Origin of the sequence: Gloeocapsa sp. DLM2.Bin57, from assembly GCA_007693955.1 — a bacterium.
Lineage (GTDB): Bacteria > Cyanobacteriota > Cyanobacteriia > Cyanobacteriales > Gloeocapsaceae > Gloeocapsa.
On sequence record RECR01000066.1, the window covers coordinates 96,640 to 116,640 of the forward strand.

A 20,001-nucleotide genomic window follows, 5' to 3' on the forward strand; every position below is an offset into this window, starting at 1 on the left:
CATGAGTAAATATCGTCAATTTAATTTACTCCTACTGTTATTTACTAGTCTCCCTCTGGTTACGGTATCAGGGTTTAATTGGCTAATTGATCCTTATCAGGTATTTAATACTCCTAACTTTTTAGGGATAAATCATATTAAACCAGAAAAAGATAATAACGACAGACTCTATAAAGCTTTAGATATTATCAGAATCAAACCCAAGACAATTATAGTTGGTTCTTCCCGCGTCAAACAAGGTATAAACCCCAACAATCCTATCTTTGAACGAAAACAACCTGTTTATAATTTAGGTCTCAATGGGGCTAATATGTATGAATTATTAAGATACATAGAACATTCTCTGACTAATCAACCAGACTTAGAAACAATTATCCTCGGTTTGGATTTTTTTATGTTCAACGCTGATTTGGGTAATCAACCTAGTTTTAGTGAACATCGTTTAGGTAAAACTTTTATTACTCCTCTTGATGGAATTAATGCTTTATTTTCTGTTGGTACTCTATCTGTGAGTCATAACACTTTGTTAGCTAGTTTAAATCAACCAGGGAGAGAAAAGAGTCAGAATGGTTTTCTGGTTAATCCTGATACCAATGATGGAGAGACAGTGAGAAGATTTGAAAGTTCCCTGAGACAATATTTTAGCTTGCATTCTGACTATCAATTATCTCCTGAATATCTCAGAGATTTTGAGAAAATTGTGCAACTTTGTCAAGAAAATGAAATTAACTTAATAGTCTTTATTTCTCCTCCGCACGCTAGTAGATTAGAAGCTATCTATATTACGGGACGTTGGCAAATTTTTGAGGATTGGAAACGAGAAATAACGAGAATTACTACCGTTTGGGATTTTTCGGGGTATAATAGCGTGACAAGAGAACCTCTTGCTGATTACATGAGTAATTATATAGATGAGTCTCACTATACTCCAGAAATTGGTGATTTAATTTTAGCGAGAATATTCCAGACTCAAAAAGAAGGAATCCCCCCAGATTTTGGGGTTTTCTTGACTAGTGAGAATATAGAAAAACATTTGGCTAACATTCGTGAGGATAGGGAAAAATGGCTACAAACTAACCCTAGAGAAGTTGTCTTGATTAAGAAGTTACATGAGTATTGAGGTTTCCATAGTTATTCCTATGTATAACGAAGAGTCTAATCTTGACTATCTCTTTGAGAGATTGTTTATAGTGATAAATAATTTAGCAATAACTTACGAAATTATCTGTATCAACGATGGGAGTAAAGACGAGACATTATCTAAATTACTGCAATATCATCAACGCTATCCCGTGATTAAGGTTATTAATCTTTCTCGGAATTTTGGTAAAGAAATTGCCCTGAGTGCGGGAATAGACTACGCTAATGGTAATGCGGTTATTCCTATTGACGCGGATTTACAAGATCCACCAGAATTAATTGTGGAGTTATTACAGAAATGGCGAGAAGGTTATGATGTTGTTTACGCTACTAGAAAATCTCGTCAAGGGGAGAGTTGGTTAAAACGTTTTACCGCTAAAGCTTTTTATCAAACTATCAGTAATTTAAGCCCTATTGCCATTCCCCCGAATACTGGTGACTTTCGTTTACTCGATCGCCAAGTAATAGAAGCAATCAAGCAAATGCCCGAAAAAACTCGCTTTATGAAGGGATTATTCGCTTGGGTGGGTTTTAAGCAAACTTCGGTGTTATTTGAACGTCAACCGCGTTTTCAGGGGAAAACTAGCTGGAATTATTGGCGATTATGGAATTTAGCGATCGAGGGTATTACTTCTTTTAGTTCTCTTCCTCTGAAAATTTGGAGTTATTTAGGTTTATTTATCTCTTTTATCTCTTTATTGTATGCTAGTTTTTTAGTGTTGCGTACCCTTATTTTTGGTATTGATGTTCCAGGTTACGCTTCACTTATTGTGGCTATTTTATTCTTAGGGGGTATCCAACTAATTAGTTTAGGAATTATTGGAGAATACCTGAGTCGTGTTTATGAAGAAGTTAAAAGAAGACCTTTATATCTAATCAGAGAATCCTATGGTTTTAGCAAAGATAAACAAGATAATCCACCCAACTAACCAATTAGAAGTTATCGGCTTAATTTTAATTGCTTTAGGGATATTGTTCGGGTTTTTTACAAGAATTATTGCTGTTTTTACTTATAATACTTTTGATATAGGGCCAGATCCTGACCAAATTAGAGATGCTTTTATTTATATGGGTATTTGGTCAGGAAAATTCCCTCATTTAGGTCCATGGGCTTCTCAAGGCAATTATTATTTACCACCTTTATATTATTATCTGGTTTTCCCTTTTACTATTTTTGGTCCAAATCCTGTTTATCAAGCTTTAGCTAATGGTGTCTTTTCTTTTTTATCAATTCTTTTATTAATGTATTTAGTTTACTTGTTATTACCTAATTTAGCTAGAGATCAACGAATATTTTTAGCTGGTGTAGCTGGATTTTGGTATAGTACAATTTTTCCAGAAATATTTATCAGTAATTTTAATTTTAACCCTAGTCCTACCCCTTTTTTCTTATTATTATTTGTGTTGTTATATAATTATCAAATGACTAGTCAAGCTTCTTTACCTAAACAGGTAATTGCTTGGATAGCTTCGGGAATAGTGTTAGCTATCTTAGTCAGTTTACACTCTAGTACCCTCTTCGTGATGCCAGTAGTTTTTATAATTACTTCTCTCTGGTTTATTTATCAAAAACGTCAGGATAAGTATCATTTTTTATTACCAATAGTTGCGGTGATTGCTACTAATCTAGCTTTATTGCTTTATTGGAAAATAGAAATAGCTAGTAATTTTAATAACAGTAGAAAAATTAGACAATTAATTACTTCTAGTTCAGAGCAAACTAGTTTATGGTCAAAACTACTAGTTATCAAAGATTATTTAGAGTTAGGACAACAAGCGTATTTTATTGGTGAATCATCCTTAAGTGTTTGGTTATCTGCTATTTTTATTGTTGCCGTAACATTGTTAGGGTTAATTAAATTCAAAGGTAATCAAGTAATTTTAGGTTGTTTAATGTTAACTTGGTTAATCTTTCTCTATGCTGCAGCTAATTTTCAAGGACAATATTTCTTTATAACTTATAAGTTACTTATCTTATTTGCGCCAATAATTTTTACTGTTTTAACCCTAGGTAATCAGTTTATCCCTAAAGTAGTTAAATTGATAATTATTGGTTTAATTGTCCTATCTATAAGTATTAATCTACATCATACTAGTAAATACTTAGCTAGTAAATATGGTCAACATAGAGTAATGGCGGTTAATGATGTTGTTAATATTTTAGCAGCAATACCCCCAGAATCAAGAATATGTTATCCCGAGAAAACAGGTAAACGAGAAGTTCACAATCAATATGATTATCTAGATACTTATATAACTAAAAGAAACTTGATCATTACTCCTGACTGTCAACAGGGTGATTATTATATCTCTGCTAAATATAAATTGGTTATCCCTTTAACTAATATTTGGCCCGTTTTAGAAATAGAAGAGAATAATATCTTGTTTGAACAAGCAAATTTATTTCTAGATACCTCAACAGCTTATGTTTATCCTTTAGATAAGTAGGTAGCCAGATGTGGAGATAACGAAGCTATTCCTCAGGATCCCAGGTTTGAAGATGTTGATTGTCTAATCTTTGGGCTTGGCTTGGTTTCTGGTTATAAATTTAGACAAACTATAATAACGTTAAATAAATCTTCCACACCGTGAGTGCTTATCTCTTCGGGATTCCTTCGGGTGGATAACAACTTGATATAAGGTTATAATATGTTTATTGAGTTTTAAAAGTGACAACAATGGTTCACAAAACTAAAAATAAAATCAAGCAACAATTGACTATTCTGATTAGCTTTGTTGCGGTATTTTGGATTTTAGAGATTGTCGATATCGTGATTTTTGGCGGTAATTTAGATCGCTTCGGGATTAGACCAACTCGTATTAGTGGGTTATGGGGGATTCCTTTAGCGCCATTTTTACATGGAGGGTTAGGTCATTTAATCGCCAATACCATCCCTTTTCTGATTCTGGGTTGGTTAGTAATGCTGCAGAGAATTAGGGATTTTTGGCTAGTTACTATCTTAGCAACGCTAATTGGAGGTTTAGGTATTTGGTTTTTTGGTGCGCCTAATTCGGTACATATTGGCGCTAGTATTTTAATTTTCGGCTATTTAGGCTTTTTATTATCCCGTGGTTTATTCCAGGGTAATCCAGCTTCGATCGCCCTAGCTGTAGTCACATTTCTACTCTATGGTCACATGATTTGGGGTATATTACCTGGTGTTCCCCATATTTCTTGGCAAGGTCATTTATTCGGGTTTCTAGGGGGGGTATTCTCAGCCCGTGTAATTTCTCAAAACGGCAAAAAGGACAATACTGATAAATGGGTTTAGGTGAACAAATTTACGTTTATCGTGAGTTATTAAATCTCGAAGGAGTCTATCAACATCATGGGATTGACTGTGGTGATGGGACAGTAATTCATTATCGTAAACCATCAGAGATAATTGAGCAAACTTCTTTAGTAACTTTTGCTCGGGGTAATCAAGTTTACCTTAGAGAATATCTCGATGGTTTTTGTTTTATTCCCGAAATAGTCGTAGAAAGAGCGAAAAGTCGTTTAGGAGAGCAAAAATATAACCTCTTGTTTAACAATTGTGAACATTTTGCTACTTGGTGTAAAACAGGGATTAGTGATAGTAAACAAGTGCGGGATTTTACACCCATAATTTCTCGCCTGAATGTAGATGAGTTAACTAATCCTCTGTTCAACGCTTTTAAACAAACAGATTCTGCTAACGCTCAAAATATGATTAATAAAGCTTTAGGAGATATTAGAACAGTTTGGGATAAGATTCAACCCCAATATCAACAAGCTTTACAAGAAAGGGATAGTTGGCAAAAAGTCGCTCAAGAAGCTTTACGACGTAATCGCGAAGACTTAGCTAAAGCAGCATTGCAACGTAAATTATCTTATCAAAGTCAAGCACAAGATTTAGAAAAGCAATTAGCTGAATTAGCAAAAATGACCGAAAACCTACTCAAAAATGCTCCTAAGCAAAAGTAGAGAAATTCCCTTCAGGGGGTACATCTTGCCAACGCCCATTACCAATAGCGCGAATCGCTTCGGTTAAATCAACCGCTCCCGTATAAAGAGCCCGTCCCAGTATTACTCCTGTTACTCCTAATGATTCTAAAGATAATAAACTTAATAAATCTGTCAGAGAGCTAACCCCTCCAGAAGCGATAATCGGTACATCTACGACTTGGGCTAATTCCCTCAGTGCGGTCAAATTAGGTCCTGTAAGTGTACCATCTCGTTGAATATCGGTATAGATAATAGCTGCAGTGTTAGGAAATTGTTGAGCTAAAGATGTTGCTGTGATCCTTGAGGTTTCTAACCAACCTTTGGTAGCTACTTTACCGTCTCTAGCGTCAATACCAATAATTACCTTTCCTGGAAAGTCTTGACACCAGTTTTGTACTTCTTTGGTGTTTTCTACGGCGATCGTCCCCACAATTACTCTAGCTACACCTAAAGCAAATAACTCTTGTAAACTTTGGCGATCGCGTAAACCTCCCCCTACTTGTACAGGGATATCTACTGCTGCGATAATGGCTTTAATTACCTCTAAATTAACTGGTTTACCCTGTTTAGCTCCATCTAAATCCACCAGATGTACGAGACTAGCTCCTTTTTGCGCCCATTCTTGAGCAACTACTACAGGATCAGAATTATAAATCTGTGCTTGTTGATAGTCTCCTTGGTACAATCTGACGCAATTTCCATCTAATATATCGATAGCGGGGATAACTTCCATAGTAATTTAGTCGCCTTGAGATTATCTCAGTATAGCAAAAAAGCTTAAAAATTAAGCAATACTTCCCCGTTTACTAGTTTCCTTATAAGAGATACTGACATTTTTTAAACCTGCGCTAATCATTTCTTTTTCTAAAAGTGCAAAAAAGCGATAGCGATCGCCTCCTTTAACTACCGCTTGATTATGTGCTTCAGCTAGAGAAATAGGATAACCATCACCTTTATACACTTGTGCGAGAATGATACTCAGGGATTGTTCGAGTAAGGGTGGATTTTCCACCACCCAAGCTGGTATATCTAACCTAGCTATCTCTGTACCTACGTTGAGATAACAAAAATAGACACGATCAATCTGATTATAGTCATTTAAAATCCTGATATTACTACGCCAGAGTGGACTTCTTTCTCCTGGTTGTAAAAGATAACCCCAAACAGTGGTATCTCTGAGAGACTCTGTGACATGACAAGGGGTTTTATCGAGATTAGCGCAATATCGTTGACAATCGCTTTCAGGGTAAGGACAAGCTTGTAAACGTAAAAAACTCAGACTTTCTCTACTCCTTGAAGCGCTAATATAACCTATTAAAGGGATATTTTCTGCTCGTAAAGCTGCCCAAGAGGCGAAAATTTCCGGAAGAATGAGATTTTTAGCTTCTGTGGGTAAAGTTTCTAAAAACCAGTAAATCAGTGAACCATCTACTAAAGCTAAATTTGGTTCATAATGTGCACCAGGTGGTTTAACCCAATCACAAGCGGTGGTAGCGAGTGCTTTTGCTTCTGCTATGGTGCGTTTATAACTCATCCATTCTTCGGTACGAATTCCCCATTGTTTAGCGATGTATAAATCTTCTGGCTTATAATATATTTCTGGAATACTCTCTAAAAGAGGGTGAAGATTTTGCCCATAGTGAAGCATAATCAAACCGATATTAATCAGATAACAATAGGCTATTTCGTGATGAGATGGGGCTATTTGTGAACCATCGGTAGCAAACACACTATGACTGGTAGGAGGTTTAGGGATAGTAATGGGTGTATCTAGAGATTCAATGGGAGTGGCTGCGGGAAAAATCAGGCGATCGCTCCATTGTTGCTGTTTTTCCAATAACTGTGCTAGATTGTTTTGAGCCTCATTTAATAATTCTAGGGCTTTTTGCAGCCTTTTAGCGGAAGCTAGGGCTTCTTGCTTCATCTGCTCACTCATACCGGGTAATTGTTTAGCTAATTTAACCAAATCAAGCATAAACTGAGTACTCTACGAATATAATTATGATAGCAATAAATTGATTCGTTTTGATAATATCAGGGATAACCGATTAAACATCCCTCAAACCCTAAGCTAGAAAAGCGACTCTTCAATTATCCCTAAAAAACAGCAATAAGAATATTTTATCTAAGCTTAAAATGTCTTGACAATTGCGATTATTCCTCATATATTCGTATAAGTCTGTTATTTTTCTGAAAAAGATGGCTACAGATGCAGTTCTTAACAAAGCTCAAAACCTATATATAATAAGGCAAAAAGCTGAAAAAACATTCCTATCTGTAGCCCAAAAACATCAGAAAAGTTAACTAATTTCTGTATAACCCTAGGTTGTTCATCGTTAAAATTACTGATTATTAATCACAACGAAAAGCCTAGAAAACCTTGAAAAAAGATAAATTTGTATCAAACAATACCAAGACCAACTATCAATTTAACAAGGTAACAAGTACGAGTTAATCGAGGATTAAACAAATGCTAAACATTTCTAACGCACTCATGGAAAAACTGGCTATCTGGACAAAAGATAGAACAGAGACTGAATTTCAGACTAAGATAGATGTGCATTTGGTAAATCATAATGACATCTTTTACAAAAAAGGGCGATTACTTGCGGATGAAGTTTATCATCAGGTTTGGGGAACTGATAGACTGATCGATGATAACGATTATGGTATTGTGATCATCAACAAAGGAAAAGTAGTAGGTAATTTAAATATAGAACTCAAAAAAGAAGACAAACTTATCAAGAGTGAGAAATTTTTCGGAACACAACACTGGGGATGTTGCGCAGAAGTAAGTAATGATGAGGTTTTTGAGATATCGGGGTTGTCAATTAGTCAGGATGTTCCTAACGAGTTAAGACAACCCATTTTGATGTTATTGGTGTTCTCTAAATATTTGTTAGTGAGGTCTATAGGTAGAACATTAGGAGTATCGGTTCAGCGTAAAGCCTTAAATCGCATTTTAATCAAACATCTCCATCTTCCCCTTTATCCTAATCCCGAAGTAAAAGAAATCCAAGGAGACGTACCCCAAGATAATTATTGGCAAGATGGGGAACAACCGAGTTTATACTATTTAGACTATACCGATGCTCAAACCGTAGAGAGTATGAATTCTTACCTATTCTACCTTAACAGTATTGGCATTCAGACTAACTTTATGTCCAGATTCCATCCCCAACCTACTTCTTACGCTAAATTCCGCAAGTCTTCCCTCTTCAATAAACAACCCCTAGCTGTGTAACTACCCATTGTTGAACTTGCAGATAATTAATTTTTCCCTGACTATTACGAGGTATCTTGTCTATCTGTAACCAGTGTTTAGGAAGTTTAAACTTACTCAATTTTCCGCTCATTTTCTCGGTTATAGCTTGATCTGTCGGGTTAGAGGTAAAAGAGACATAAACCGCGACGACAACTTCTCCCCAATAGGAATGGGGTAAACCGACAACACAGACATCATCCACTAATCCAGTATCTTTAATTACTTTTTCCACTTCTTCTGCACAAACTTTCTCACCCCCGGTAATAATCAGGCGATTTCTACGCCCAAGTATGGTTAAATAACCTTCAGCATTCAAACTACCTAAATCATTACTCCAAAAAAGGACATCTTGACTAAAAGTATCGGGATAATAGCCTAAACAGAGAGAAGATGCTTTAATCCCAATTATGCCAGTTTGTCCATAATCGAGAATTTCTCCTTGTTCAGTTAAGATCTCAACCTGAGCATGAGGAAGAACTTGACCCATGGTATCATTCCCCTGGAGAAATTGTTCAGGTTTAAGAGCAACTATCAAAGCTGCTGTCTCTGTCATCCCATAGGTTAAAGCTAAGGGGATTCCCTCCTGTCTAGCTTGATTAAGTAGGCTTGTCCAACTAGGTGCACCACCGAGTAAAATAGTTTTAAATTGAGATAACCACAGAGGATTTGAGGCTAATAAAAATTGTAATTGAGTAGGGACTAGAGATAGAAAATAGTCTTGAGGAGAAAATGAGGGTATGTGATCATTTTTTAAGTCTGAGTAAGGAAAAATCAGCAGTTTTCCTCCTGTTACTAATGAACGCAAACACTGCATTAAACCACTGACGTGATATAGTGGCAACAAACAACAGGAATTGATGGTTTTTTGCGCAAAATATTGACTAAAACCCTGAATTGATGCGGTTAGAGTCTCCCAATTGTGCATAGCAAAGCGAATTTGACCAGAACTTCCTCCTGTTGGGATCATAATTTTTCCCGAAAAGTGATTAGAGGGTATTTCTGAGAAATCAGAGAAGATAAATTGCTGTTTATGGGTATCCCAAAGTAATGATGGTTGTATAAGTTGGCACACCTGTTGCCATTCCGATACACTCCAGGAAGGATTAGCCAGGAAAACGGGATAGTCTAGGATGACACAGGCTAAAAATAAGGCTAAAAATAAATAGGGATTATCCTCAGCTAAAAGTATTTTAGGGGGGGTTGATTTTTGCCAAGTGGATTGCAAGAGGTTAATAAACCCTTGTACTTGGTTATAAAATTTTTGATTATCATAGTTAACTAACCAGTTGTTGGTTATTTGTTGTGCTAATTTTCTTTGAACCATTGATTAACGCTAAAACCGAGGGGACGAGTTAAGTTTAATTCTCTAGCTAGTTTAAGTATCCCTTGTCTTCCGATTTCTGTCTCAAAGACTGAAGAAAAGACGATATCAAGTTGATATTTTTGACACAGTTGTTTTAATTTTTGGGGCGAACCCGCGATCGCAGGTTTAACCACATAAACCCCTCGCCAACCTTGCTGATAACAAGTTTCTAATTCTGTTAAAGTAGCCACGGATTCGTCTAGGGCGATCGCTGTGTTAGATTTTTGACTCAAGTCTAGCATAGTGCTAAATTCTCTTGGGGGTAGGGGTTGTTCGAGGAATTCCACCACACCAGTTTTATCTGCTATCTTTAACCAGGCGATCGCTTCTTGGTAATTTAACCCCCCATTAGCGTCTAACCTTAATTTAGCCCCTTTTAACACAGACACCAGTTGACTAAAAATCTGCAATTCTGTTTCTAGGGGTTGTATCGCAATTTTCCATTTAAAAGTTGTTCTCCCCTTTTGTCTTTCTTGTTGACAGATAGAGATAGCTTTTTCACCATGAGGAAGTAGATAACTATAATTGAGGGAATCTTCCAAAACAGTAGAGGGAGAATGCAAATCCTCCCAAGCGGTTGTAAAACCAAACTGACAAGCGGTTAACCCAGAGGGAATCTGATTAAGGGTACTTTCTCTAAATTTTTCTTGGTTTAACTCTTGACAAAATAACAGTGCTTGTGCTAAAGATTCTGAACCAAACCAAGGTAAAGGAGCAATTTCACCCTTTCCTACTCTACCTTCTTGGTCAACTAAGTAGATAATTATACCTTCTCTAACTTTCCAAGTCCCATAATGTGTCACCAAGGGAGTAAGAAATGGACGTTGATAGGTAATAAAACTAAACAATATCTCCATGAATTAGTCATTATCGTCAAAAATCTGCAGACGAATTGAGCGATCGCCGTTTTCATCTAAGTTAATCTGAATCAATTCCCCTGTGAGAGTTTCTAGAGAAGTTAACATGGAACGTAAATGAGGATTACTCGCACCTGTTTCCACATAAAGGCGATCGGCGACACTTCTGAGTCTTTTCCAGGTGGTATAAAGTTTAGCTACATTTTGTTCTAACTGACTCGCTTGTTTGACTAATTCAGAAGTATTTGACAAGACATCAAGACGTAAAGCTTCTTCTAAAGCTAATTCTAAATCACAAGAAGCACTATTGAGAGTCTGTACTTGACCTGCTAAATCTAGGTACTTGGCTAAATTACGCGCTTGAGAAGTAACTTGTTTTACCGTATCTAAATCAGGATTAGTGGCTACTTCTTGTTGAATTTCTTTGAGGTGGAGATCGGGTAATTTCTCCATTTCCCTCACCAAAGGAACGAGATGACGGGGAGGTAAAGAACCATCACTGGCTTTTTCCTTAATTTCTGAGGGTAAAAGTTCTGAATTTAAACTCGTCCATTGATCAGCAAGTTGTTGTACTTCCCTACGGGTGATTTTTTCTCCCTGTTGCGCTGCTTCACTAACTAATTGTTGTATTTCAGGTGCTGATTTAGCCGTTTCTACAAAAGCGCGCTTACTAAAATTATTAATACTATTTGGGTCTAATTTCCCTTCTGCGAGTAAAGTATCAGCGCTATTAGCCAATTGAATCAGCCCATAAGCTTGACTTTTGGTGATTTCGCGGTTTTTTAACCAGTTGATAAAACCTGTACCTCGACCATCTCCCCCTTTTTTTTCGCGATCGCGTATTACTCTGAGAATTCTACCTCTCCAGATATCTGTCTGTAAATCAAAACGTTCGCAAACTTGCCAAATTTGCTCTAACTGGGTTTGAAACTCACTTTCAGCGATGGTTTCATCTTCTGGATCTGGTAATTCAAAGTTTAAATCAGTTGTACTAGTCAAAGCTGCGATTAAATCGTCGGGATTAGGAGAAATTGTGGTCATAATTTTGCTAAAAACAACATAAGTGTAAAAATTAGTTAAAGTAGAGACAGATAGCTATCAACTTAAGATTATAGTTTCATGGAATCTCCTTCTTCAATCGCCGTTAGAGAACTTCCTTTATTTCCTTTACCCAAGGTAGTGTTATTTCCAGGACGTCCTCTCCCACTGCATATTTTTGAATTCCGCTATAGAATCATGATGAACACTATCTTGGAAACCGATAGTCGTTTTGGGGTACTCATGGTTGATCCTGTAGAGGGTAAGGTAGCACAAATTGGTTGTTGTGCGGAAATTATCCATTTTCAGCGTTTACCTGACGATCGCCTGAAAATACTTACCCTTGGACAATCTCGTTTTCGAGTCCTAGAATTTGTGCGGGAGAAACCCTATTTAGTGGGTTTAGTGGAATGGTTTGAGGATCAGCCCACTAATGAGGATCTTAACCCAAAAGCTCAAGAGGTCAAAAGTTTATTAACAGATGTGGTACATTTATCTGCTAAGTTAACCGATCAGAAGATAGAATTACCCGATGATTTACCTGAACTTCCTATGGAGTTATCTTACTGGATTGCTAGTAATCTCTATGATGTAGCTTCAGAACAACAAATGCTCTTAGAAATGCGCGACACTGCAGCCAGACTAGATAGAGAAGGGGAAATTCTGACCTCTACTCGTAATCATTTAGCTGCTCGGACTGCTCTCAAAGACGCTTTTCAATAACTAATAATGATTTCCTGATTTACGGTGATGCACTGCGGTTATACCAGTAGATTGGAGGAGTTCACCCACTTCGGCGATCGCGTAAATTAACCAGTGATCGCCACATTCCATACGGTTAACTACTCTACATTCTAGATAAGCTAAAGCATCACTCAAAATCGGACAACCATTATTAGCTGTGGTGGTTTCTACTCCTATAAAGCGATCTTCTCCCGGTGCGAAGGGTTTGAGAAAATGTTTCATTAGTTTTAAATGCTTACCCTCAGCGAGAATATTGAGGACAAACTTGCTATCCTGATATAACAGAGATTCTATTGCTCTTTCTTTAGCTACAGCCACGGTGATACCTGGAGGAGTAAAGGTAGCTTGAGATACCCAAGAAGCGAGCATAGCGCTTTTAAGTTCTCCCTGTTGGGTAGTAACGATACAAAGAGAGCCAACGATTCGCCCTAAAGCTTGGTCTGTGTAATTAGCTGTAGCACCTAAAACCGAAGGACGTGGGGTTTGAGCTTTTTTAGCCTTTTTCAACCCTTGAGCAAAATCTGTCCCCGCTTCTTCACAAGTTTTTAACACTACTTCTGTAGGAGTAAATTTAACTCTGATTGGTTCAAAACCAAAACTATAACCCCCATCCCGTAACTTACTCTCCAAAAAGTCGATCGCCTCTCCACTCCAACCATAAGAGCCAAAAACTCCCGCTAGTTTCTTAGAGTCAGCGTTGGCTAGAGTTATCCCTAATGCTGTTTGTATTTGGGTTGGAGCATGACCACCGAGAGTAGGAGAACCAAAAATAAAGCCATCTGCTGCTACGACTGCGGTTTTAATGGTTTCTCCGTCGGCAATTTCGGCGTTGATGGATTCTACCCTAACTCCTGCTTTACTGATTCCACGGGCGATCGCTTGAGCTAGGGTTGCTGTATTACCATAAGCTGAGGCATAAATTAGAGCTACGCTTAATGCTTGAGTTTTTTCCTGTTCTAGCCATTGTTGATAAGATTGGTTTAATTCTTGCAACCCATAGCGTACCAATGGTCCATGACCTGTAGCGTAGATTTTAGGGTTTTTTTCCCCTAATTTATGGATAGCAGTACTTACTTGTTTAGCACAAGGGGCCATTAAACAGTCAAAATAATAGCGTCTATCTTGTTCATAAACCCTCCAACCTTCATCAAAAACTTGATCTCCACAAACATGAGCACCAAATAATTTATCGGTATAGAGGATTTGGGTTTGAGGATCGTAGGTAGCGAGTGCGTCGGGCCAACGAGGTAAGGGTATAGGGATTAATTCTAATTGATGACCTTGACCGATGTCTAGACTTTCTTCTCCTTTAATAATTTTGAGGTTAGGAAGGTTTTCGTTAAAGATTTCCCCGAGGACGATCGCCGCGGGATTGGTACAGACACAGGTAATTTGGGGGGCTAATGCTAGTAAAGCTTTGAGGGTATAACCACGATTAGCGTTGACGTGACCTAAAATAACGTAGTCTATGGTTTTCAGGTCTATTCGCTGTTGGAGATTTTTGAGGAAAATATCACCAAAAGACTCTCCTGGAGGATCTAATAAAATAGTGCGATCGCTCTCAATTAGATAACTATTGGCGGTTGTACCTTTTTGCAGACCATATTCTATTTCAAATTTTAATCTAGTCCAAGTGCGCGATCTTAATACCCTAGTATTTTGGGCAATTGGTAATACTTGAACGTCTTTAGCTGCTTTATTCATGTTTTCCTCAAAAACCCTCTTTGGTTCATTTTAACTTATAAACTACGTAAATAAGCTTCGACAAATTGTTCTAAATCACCATCTAAAACGTCAGTTACTGCGGTAGTTTCTACGTTTGTACGCAAGTCTTTAACCATCTGGTAGGGATGAAAAACATAGTTACGGATTTGATTACCCCAAGCTGCTTCTACCATATCCCCTCTGATTTCGGCGATCGCCTGTGCGCGTTGTTCTTGAGCGATGATTAATAACTTAGCCTTGAGTAAAGCGAGGGCTTTGTCTTTATTTTGTAGTTGAGAACGTTCTTGGGTACAACGTACGGCTATTCCTGTAGGGATATGAAGGATACGTACAGCTGTTTCTACCTTATTAACATTTTGTCCTCCTTTACCACCGGAACGAGTAGTGGTTATTTCTAGATCCTTGTCAGGTATATCTACATTAACCGCGTCTAAACCTAAAGCCGGCATGACTTCTACCCCTGCAAAACTGGTTTGACGTTTACCATTAGCGTTAAAAGGAGAAATTCTAACTAGTCGATGAGTTCCTTTTTCACCTTTGAGATAACCAAAAGCGTAACGCCCTTCGATTTCCAGGGTAGCTGATTTAATCCCCGCTTCGTCTCCCTCTGATAATTCGGCTAATTGTACTTTGTATCCCTGTTTTTGTGCCCAACGGGTGTACATTCGCAATAACATTTCTGCCCAATCCTGAGCGTCTGTACCTCCTGCACCAGCATTAATGGTTAATACCGCCCCTTTAGCGTCATAAGTACCACAAAGAAGTTGTTCTAATTCCCAGCGGTCTAATTCCTGATTGAGGGTTGTCAGAGTGGTTGTGGCTTCTTCTAATAAACTGTTATCGGTTTCTACCTCTAAGAGTTCGACGATCGCTTGGGTATCTTCTAACTGATTTTGCCATTTTTGGTATTCTTTGAGGGTATTTTTCAGCTCATTTAACTCACTTAAAACCATTTGGGCTGTGTCGGGATTATCCCAAAATTCTGGTTCAGAGGCGGTATATTCTAAATCTTTGATTTTGGCTGTTAAAGTATTCAGGTCAAAGATAGTCCTGGGTTTTCCCCAGGCGCGCGTTGGTGGAATCGATTTCTCTTTTTAGTTCTGATATCTCCATATTATCATTCCTAGTTTAGTTTTAAGGCGTTTACAGGTACTTCGTCCCAAGATTCTACAGTACGTAAATTAGCAGACCAACCCTGTTGTTTTTGTTCGGGACTTAAACTCTCTTGCCAGGATTGGTGACAAGACTTGGCTAATTCTTCATCAGGTGATGCAATACAGGCATATATTATGCCGCTGGGATCAATTTGTTCGTTTATCCAAATAGCCATGAGTGTCTGCTATAATAACTACGGATTCTTATTATACTCTTTCTCTTTGTCTAGTTTAACTATTAGAAATCATTCCTTTAACTGGGGAAGCAAAACCTATCTGATGGGGATACTTAACGTTACTCCCGATAGTTTTAGTGATGGTGGCGAATTTAATAACCTCTCTAAGGCTATTGCACAAGCTGAAAAACTGGTCAATTCAGGTGCTGATCTCCTCGATATTGGTGGTCAATCCACTCGTCCTGGGGCTGAAATTATCCCTTTAGCAACAGAACTTGAACGAGTTATTCCTGTAGTTAAAGAATTGCGCTCAAGATTAGATATTCCTATTTCTGTGGATACCACTAGATCTCAAGTAGCTTCGGCGGCGATCGCCGCAGGGGCTGATTTAATCAACGATATCTCAGGTGGAACAATAGATCCTGAAATGTTTACAGTAGTGGCTAATCTAGGTGTTCCCCTTATTTTAATGCACAGTCGGGGTACTCCTCAAACTATGCAGCAATTAACCCAATATGATGATTTAATCACAGAAATAAAGGCTTTTTTAGCAGCTAGAATCAATACTGCTGTGGCTATGGGTATTAAGCGATCGCATTTGATTATTGACCCTGGTATTGGTTTTGCCAAAAATTATGACCAAAATCGCCAAATTTTAGGCAATTTAGAGGAATTTAAGTACTTAGAAACTCCTATCTTAGTAGGACCATCTCGTAAAAGCTTTATCGGTCAAATTCTCGGGAAAAGTGATCCTAAAGATAGGGTGTGGGGGACAGCTGCTGCTTGTTGTCTGGCGATCGCAGGTGGTGCTGATCTTCTCCGAGTCCACGATGTTAGGGAAATGAGTGAGGTTTGTACTGTTTTTGATGCTATATATCGTAACTAGTTTACTTACAGAGTGCTCGCTCTTGTGGGGATAACTTCTGATTGGTTTGTAAATAATCAGCTACCCATTGACAACCTTGTTTTAACATTGTTTCTGGATCAGCATCTAAGATTAAATCCCAGACAATAACTTCACCTGAAGCTTCAGCAGAAACTAATTTCAAACCATCTGGAGTAAAATTAACAGTATTGATTCCTGAATTATGACCACCTAGAGTTTGTAAAATCTTTCCTTGAAGATTCCATAATTTAATAGTTCCATCTTCACTACCGGTAGCTATGATTTGACCTTGGGGATGAAAACTGACGGTATTGACTTCTCCTTGATGACCTCGTAAAGTAATTAACTCTTCTCCCGTTAAATTCCATAATTTGATAGTTTTATCTTTACTTACCGTAGCAATGGTTTGACCATCAGGACTAAAAATAGCTTTCAAAACACTATCTTGATGACCTTTTAAGGTAACTAATAGTTCTCCTTGACTATTCCAGACTTTAGCGGTGGTATCATCACTAGCTGTAACTAAATATTGATCATCTTCACTAAAACTAACGCTTCTGAGACTACCCTGATGTCCTCGTAAAGTCACTCTAGGTTGTCCTTGTAAATCCCAAATTATAGCAGTGGTATCCCAACTAGCTGTCACAATTCGTTGACTATCATGACTAAAATGAGCGTCTCTGACGTCTCCTTGATGTCCTTCTAAGCTAACTAATAGTTCTCCTTGAGTATTCCAGACTTTAGCGGTTTGATCTCTACTAGCGGTGACTACTAATTGATTATCTCGACTAAAATTAATGCTTCTGAGGTTATCACCATGATCATTGAAAACAGCTAGAGAATTCCCCTGTAAATCCCATAACTGACCCATATTGTAATTTCCTGCTGTTGCCAACAAACGACCATCAGGACTCAGACTAAGATAAGCAGTAGCTGTATCTCCTAGAAAAAAACGCTCTCGATGAGGAGTTTTTAGGGTGGTATCAGACACATTCCACAGACGTACTGTCCCATCTTCTCCACTACTAGCGAGAAGATTACCATAATTATTAAAATTAACTCCTAAAACCCCTTGGGTATGACCTTGGAATATTTCTAGTAATTGACCTTGAGTATTCCACAAACGAACGGTGTGATCAAAACTTGCTGTAGCAATGATCTGACCATCTCGACAAAAGACGACACTAGCTACTGTATCTGTATGTCCTCTAAAAGTAGCTAATTCTTCTCCTTGAAGATTCCAGAGTTTAGCGGTTTTATCTTTACTACTGGTAACTAAACTTTGACCATCAGGACTAAAATTGACGTACATTAACCAATCTGTATGTCCTTCTAAACTAGCTATTTCTTCACCCTGAAAGTTCCAAATTTTGGCTGTCCCATCACGACTAGCGGTAGCGATTAAATTATCTTTAGGACTTACAGAAATAGCCACAACGGGTTCTTGATGAGTAGGAAAGGATTGTAACAGTTCACCCTGTATATTCCATAACTTTATTATCCCATTCCAACCTATAGTAACCACTATCTGACCATTTTTACTAAAACCTACACAAGCTACCCAATCCCCAACATCTAGGGTAACTATTTCTTGTCCATCTTCAACACGCCAAATTCTAGCGGTTTTATCCCTACCCGCGCTAACTAGGTATTTACCATCTAAACTGTAATTAACGCTCCAGACCGCATCGTTATGACCTGTGATAGTATGGAGTAAAGTTCCATCAGGTCGCCAAATTCTAACGGTTTTATCCCAACTAGCGCTAGTTAAGGTTTGACCATCGGGACTAAATTTAACTCTAGTGACTACATCTTTATGACCTTCTAAACGGTTACCTTCTCTTACCCAATAAAGAGATTGTAGTAAGGTTTTTTCTACCTGTACGCTTAAATCTGTATTTTCCCAACCCATAGACTGTAGTTTTCTCCCGGCTTGCAGACTTTGTAAGAGTGCATCTAGGTTATATTGAGACTCAAAAGATGCCTCAGAAGCTAAGGTCATGGCTTTAATTTCCCCAAAAGCTACTTGTCTTTTTTGTCTAGAAGTTTGTATGGCTAACCATCCTGCTGTTCCTAATAAACTTAAAGCAATTAATAACCCAAAATGAATAATTTTTTTCCCTTTTTTTTCGGCTTTGCTGAGAATTTGGTTGGCTTTTTGAGTAATAATTAAATGGCTATGTACCTCTTTTTTTTCTCTTTCTTGACTAGCCGCTAGGTAACGATAATCTTCGTTGCTTAAGTTTTTATCTTTAGCCCATATTTGAGCGTTGATTAGGTCTTGTCCTTTTAATAAATAAGCCTCATCTTCATAGTTAGAGGCTACCCAAGCTTTGAGTAAGGAAGCGTAAGGACGTAATTGATTAATTTGTTTTTCTACCCAATTTAAATTAAAAACTTCTGTATAAATAGGATTATAAGGACGTAAATAACCTTCTTGTTTAACAACTAATCCTGATAATAATAATTCGATTTGTTCGGCAGAATCATCAGCTATGACACTATCTTCTAGTAAAATCTGTCGATAGAGTCCTAATAATCGACTAGCGCGATGTTCGTTGTTTAAAAGGCGATCGCGAATAGTTCTTAAATGGGGGGGTTCATCTTGGGCTACCCAATTATCAATTATACTATTTTGGACTATTTCTGCTACCTTTAAGGTATCTAGACCAATTTCTGAGTGAGAAACTATCATTTTACAGAGTTTTTGAGTTAGAAAAGGTTGTCCTCTGGTCCAATGTAAAATTTCTTGCATCACCCAACGAGGTTGTTTGACTTTTTCTTGTACTCCCATTATCAAAGGTTGTACTTCTTCTAGCTCAAATCCTTGTAAGTGAATAGCGCGACCAACATTAAAAGGAGTGCGAGTTTTATCAGCAATCAAATCAGTTGGAGTAGCAACCCCCAAGAGAGTAAAGGTTAGATGTTGATATTCATGACAAGAACGTAACAACGCAAAAAAGTCATCTGTATTAAAAGGAAGACTTAAGACACTATCAATTTCGTCAAAGAAAATAATGATTGGTTGAGTAATTTTTTCGGGTAAAACATCTTGTAATAATTCTCCTAAACAATTGATCGGGGAGAGATTTTGACGTTTTGCTAACCATTGACGTAGATTAATTTCTTTTGCTAATTTTAGCCCTCTAATAATACGCATAATAATATCTGCGTACCATTGAGGAGGAGTACTGTCACGATTACCAATACCAGAGAGATCCACGCTTATACAGACGTAACCTTCGGATTGTAACTTTTGTATTACTCTCACCCTTAAACTGGACTTTCCTACCTGACGTGCATTGAGAACATAACAAAGTTCACCAGCTTTGAGGGCTTGATAAACTTCTTCATCAGCTTTACGAATGACGTAACTAGGTGCACCTACGGGGAGTCCACCACCGACTTGGTATTGATAGGGTGAAGTCAAATTATACATAAGGGTTAGAATAAACAGCGGCTATCTTGATTTATACAAGATATTTCTTACTTAGTCCATACAGAAAAGTTAAGTAAATCAGGAAAACTAAGTCACTAATTTTTCTATATCGACCTTTGTAGAGAAAGCGTATATAAATTGAATAGTTGATCAAGCAGAAAAAAGAAAGCTGATATTAATGGGGATGGTTTTCTTGATGGTTTTATTGGCACAAATGATGGGACGATTGATTTTGTTAATGCTGTTG

17 protein-coding genes are annotated in these 20,001 nt (G+C 37.6%); 8 read left to right on the forward strand and 9 right to left on the reverse strand.

The window, feature by feature from the left end; genetic code table 11:
- Nucleotide 1 precedes the first annotated feature (1 nt).
- The 5 genes from EA365_08195 (at nt 2) to EA365_08215 (ending at nt 5,086) form a co-directional block, all read left to right on the forward strand.
- Complete coding sequence (locus EA365_08195; protein TVQ45406.1) at nt 2-1,120, forward strand: hypothetical protein; 1,119 nt, start codon at nt 2-4, stop codon at nt 1,118-1,120.
- Entirely contained in the window at nt 1,110-2,069 is a 960-nt protein-coding gene (locus tag EA365_08200; protein TVQ45407.1) for a glycosyltransferase, read from the forward strand. The genes EA365_08195 and EA365_08200 overlap by 11 nt, the downstream gene beginning before the upstream one ends.
- Nucleotides 2,029-3,588, forward strand: a complete 1,560-nt coding sequence (locus EA365_08205) for a hypothetical protein (GenBank protein TVQ45408.1) — start codon at nt 2,029-2,031, stop codon at nt 3,586-3,588. Before EA365_08200 ends, EA365_08205 begins: the two co-directional genes overlap by 41 nt.
- A gap of 230 nt (nt 3,589-3,818) precedes the next feature.
- The gene (locus EA365_08210; protein TVQ45409.1) at nt 3,819-4,412 is read left to right on the forward strand and encodes a rhomboid family intramembrane serine protease; all 594 of its coding nucleotides are present in this window, start codon (nt 3,819-3,821) and stop codon (nt 4,410-4,412) included.
- On the forward strand, nt 4,403-5,086 hold the full coding sequence (locus EA365_08215; protein ID TVQ45410.1) for an NC domain-containing protein: 684 nt from the start codon (nt 4,403-4,405) through the stop codon (nt 5,084-5,086). Before EA365_08210 ends, EA365_08215 begins: the two co-directional genes overlap by 10 nt.
- Here the strand turns inward: EA365_08215 and hisA are convergent.
- Nucleotides 5,073-5,840, reverse strand: a complete 768-nt coding sequence (hisA, locus tag EA365_08220; GenBank protein ID TVQ45411.1) for a 1-(5-phosphoribosyl)-5-[(5-phosphoribosylamino)methylideneamino]imidazole-4-carboxamide isomerase — start codon at nt 5,838-5,840, stop codon at nt 5,073-5,075. The two genes, EA365_08215 and hisA, sit on opposite strands and share 14 nt — an antisense overlap.
- Nucleotides 5,841-5,891: 51 nt before the next feature.
- The gene (locus EA365_08225) at nt 5,892-7,082 is read right to left on the reverse strand and encodes a nuclease (protein ID TVQ45412.1); all 1,191 of its coding nucleotides are present in this window, start codon (nt 7,080-7,082) and stop codon (nt 5,892-5,894) included.
- 495 nt (nt 7,083-7,577) lie between these two features.
- Here EA365_08225 and EA365_08230 point away from each other — a divergent pair, with 495 nt between their 5' ends.
- Complete coding sequence (locus EA365_08230; GenBank protein TVQ45413.1) at nt 7,578-8,351, forward strand: hypothetical protein; 774 nt, start codon at nt 7,578-7,580, stop codon at nt 8,349-8,351.
- Here EA365_08230 and EA365_08235 read toward each other — a convergent pair.
- Genes EA365_08235 through EA365_08245 form a run of 3 tightly spaced genes read right to left on the reverse strand, consistent with a single transcriptional unit; the run spans nt 8,326 to nt 11,633 of the window.
- Nucleotides 8,326-9,696 (reverse strand): 2-succinylbenzoate--CoA ligase, encoded by a 1,371-nt coding sequence (locus tag EA365_08235; protein ID TVQ45414.1) that lies wholly within the window; start codon nt 9,694-9,696, stop codon nt 8,326-8,328. The two genes, EA365_08230 and EA365_08235, sit on opposite strands and share 26 nt — an antisense overlap.
- Entirely contained in the window at nt 9,678-10,592 is a 915-nt protein-coding gene (locus EA365_08240; protein TVQ45415.1) for an o-succinylbenzoate synthase, read from the reverse strand. Before EA365_08240 ends, EA365_08235 begins: the two co-directional genes overlap by 19 nt.
- Before the next feature lie 3 nt (nt 10,593-10,595).
- Complete coding sequence (locus tag EA365_08245) at nt 10,596-11,633, reverse strand: hypothetical protein (GenBank protein ID TVQ45416.1); 1,038 nt, start codon at nt 11,631-11,633, stop codon at nt 10,596-10,598.
- A gap of 78 nt (nt 11,634-11,711) precedes the next feature.
- On the opposite strand from EA365_08245, the gene EA365_08250 reads away from it, so the two are divergent.
- Nucleotides 11,712-12,353 carry an ATP-dependent protease gene (locus EA365_08250; GenBank protein ID TVQ45417.1) on the forward strand — a complete coding sequence of 214 codons (642 nt, stop codon included), beginning with the start codon at nt 11,712-11,714 and terminating at the stop codon, nt 12,351-12,353.
- Here EA365_08250 and EA365_08255 read toward each other — a convergent pair whose 3' ends face one another.
- The 3 genes from EA365_08255 to EA365_08265 form a co-directional block, all read right to left on the reverse strand.
- A complete protein-coding gene (locus EA365_08255; protein ID TVQ45418.1) occupies nt 12,354-14,078 on the reverse strand; it encodes a flavin oxidoreductase in 1,725 nt (574 codons plus the stop codon). It lies immediately after the preceding gene.
- Nucleotides 14,079-14,113: 35 nt separating this feature from the next.
- A protein-coding gene (gene prfB / locus EA365_08260) for a peptide chain release factor 2 (protein ID TVQ45419.1) occupies nt 14,114-15,212 on the reverse strand; the annotation gives its coding sequence in 2 pieces (ribosomal slippage) (nt 14,114-15,139 and nt 15,141-15,212; 1,098 coding nt in all).
- 10 nt (nt 15,213-15,222) lie between these two features.
- Complete coding sequence (locus EA365_08265) at nt 15,223-15,429, reverse strand: glycogen debranching protein (GenBank protein ID TVQ45420.1); 207 nt, start codon at nt 15,427-15,429, stop codon at nt 15,223-15,225.
- Nucleotides 15,430-15,475: 46 nt separating this feature from the next.
- Between EA365_08265 and folP the strand changes: the two genes are divergently transcribed.
- Complete coding sequence (gene folP, locus EA365_08270) at nt 15,476-16,315, forward strand: dihydropteroate synthase (GenBank protein ID TVQ45421.1); 840 nt, start codon at nt 15,476-15,478, stop codon at nt 16,313-16,315.
- 1 nt (nt 16,316) lies between these two features.
- Here the strand turns inward: folP and EA365_08275 are convergent, their stop codons facing one another.
- Nucleotides 16,317-19,754, reverse strand: coding sequence for a hypothetical protein (locus EA365_08275; GenBank protein TVQ45422.1), 3,438 nt, complete (start codon nt 19,752-19,754; stop codon nt 16,317-16,319).
- Between the last annotated feature and the right edge of the window lie 247 nt (nt 19,755-20,001).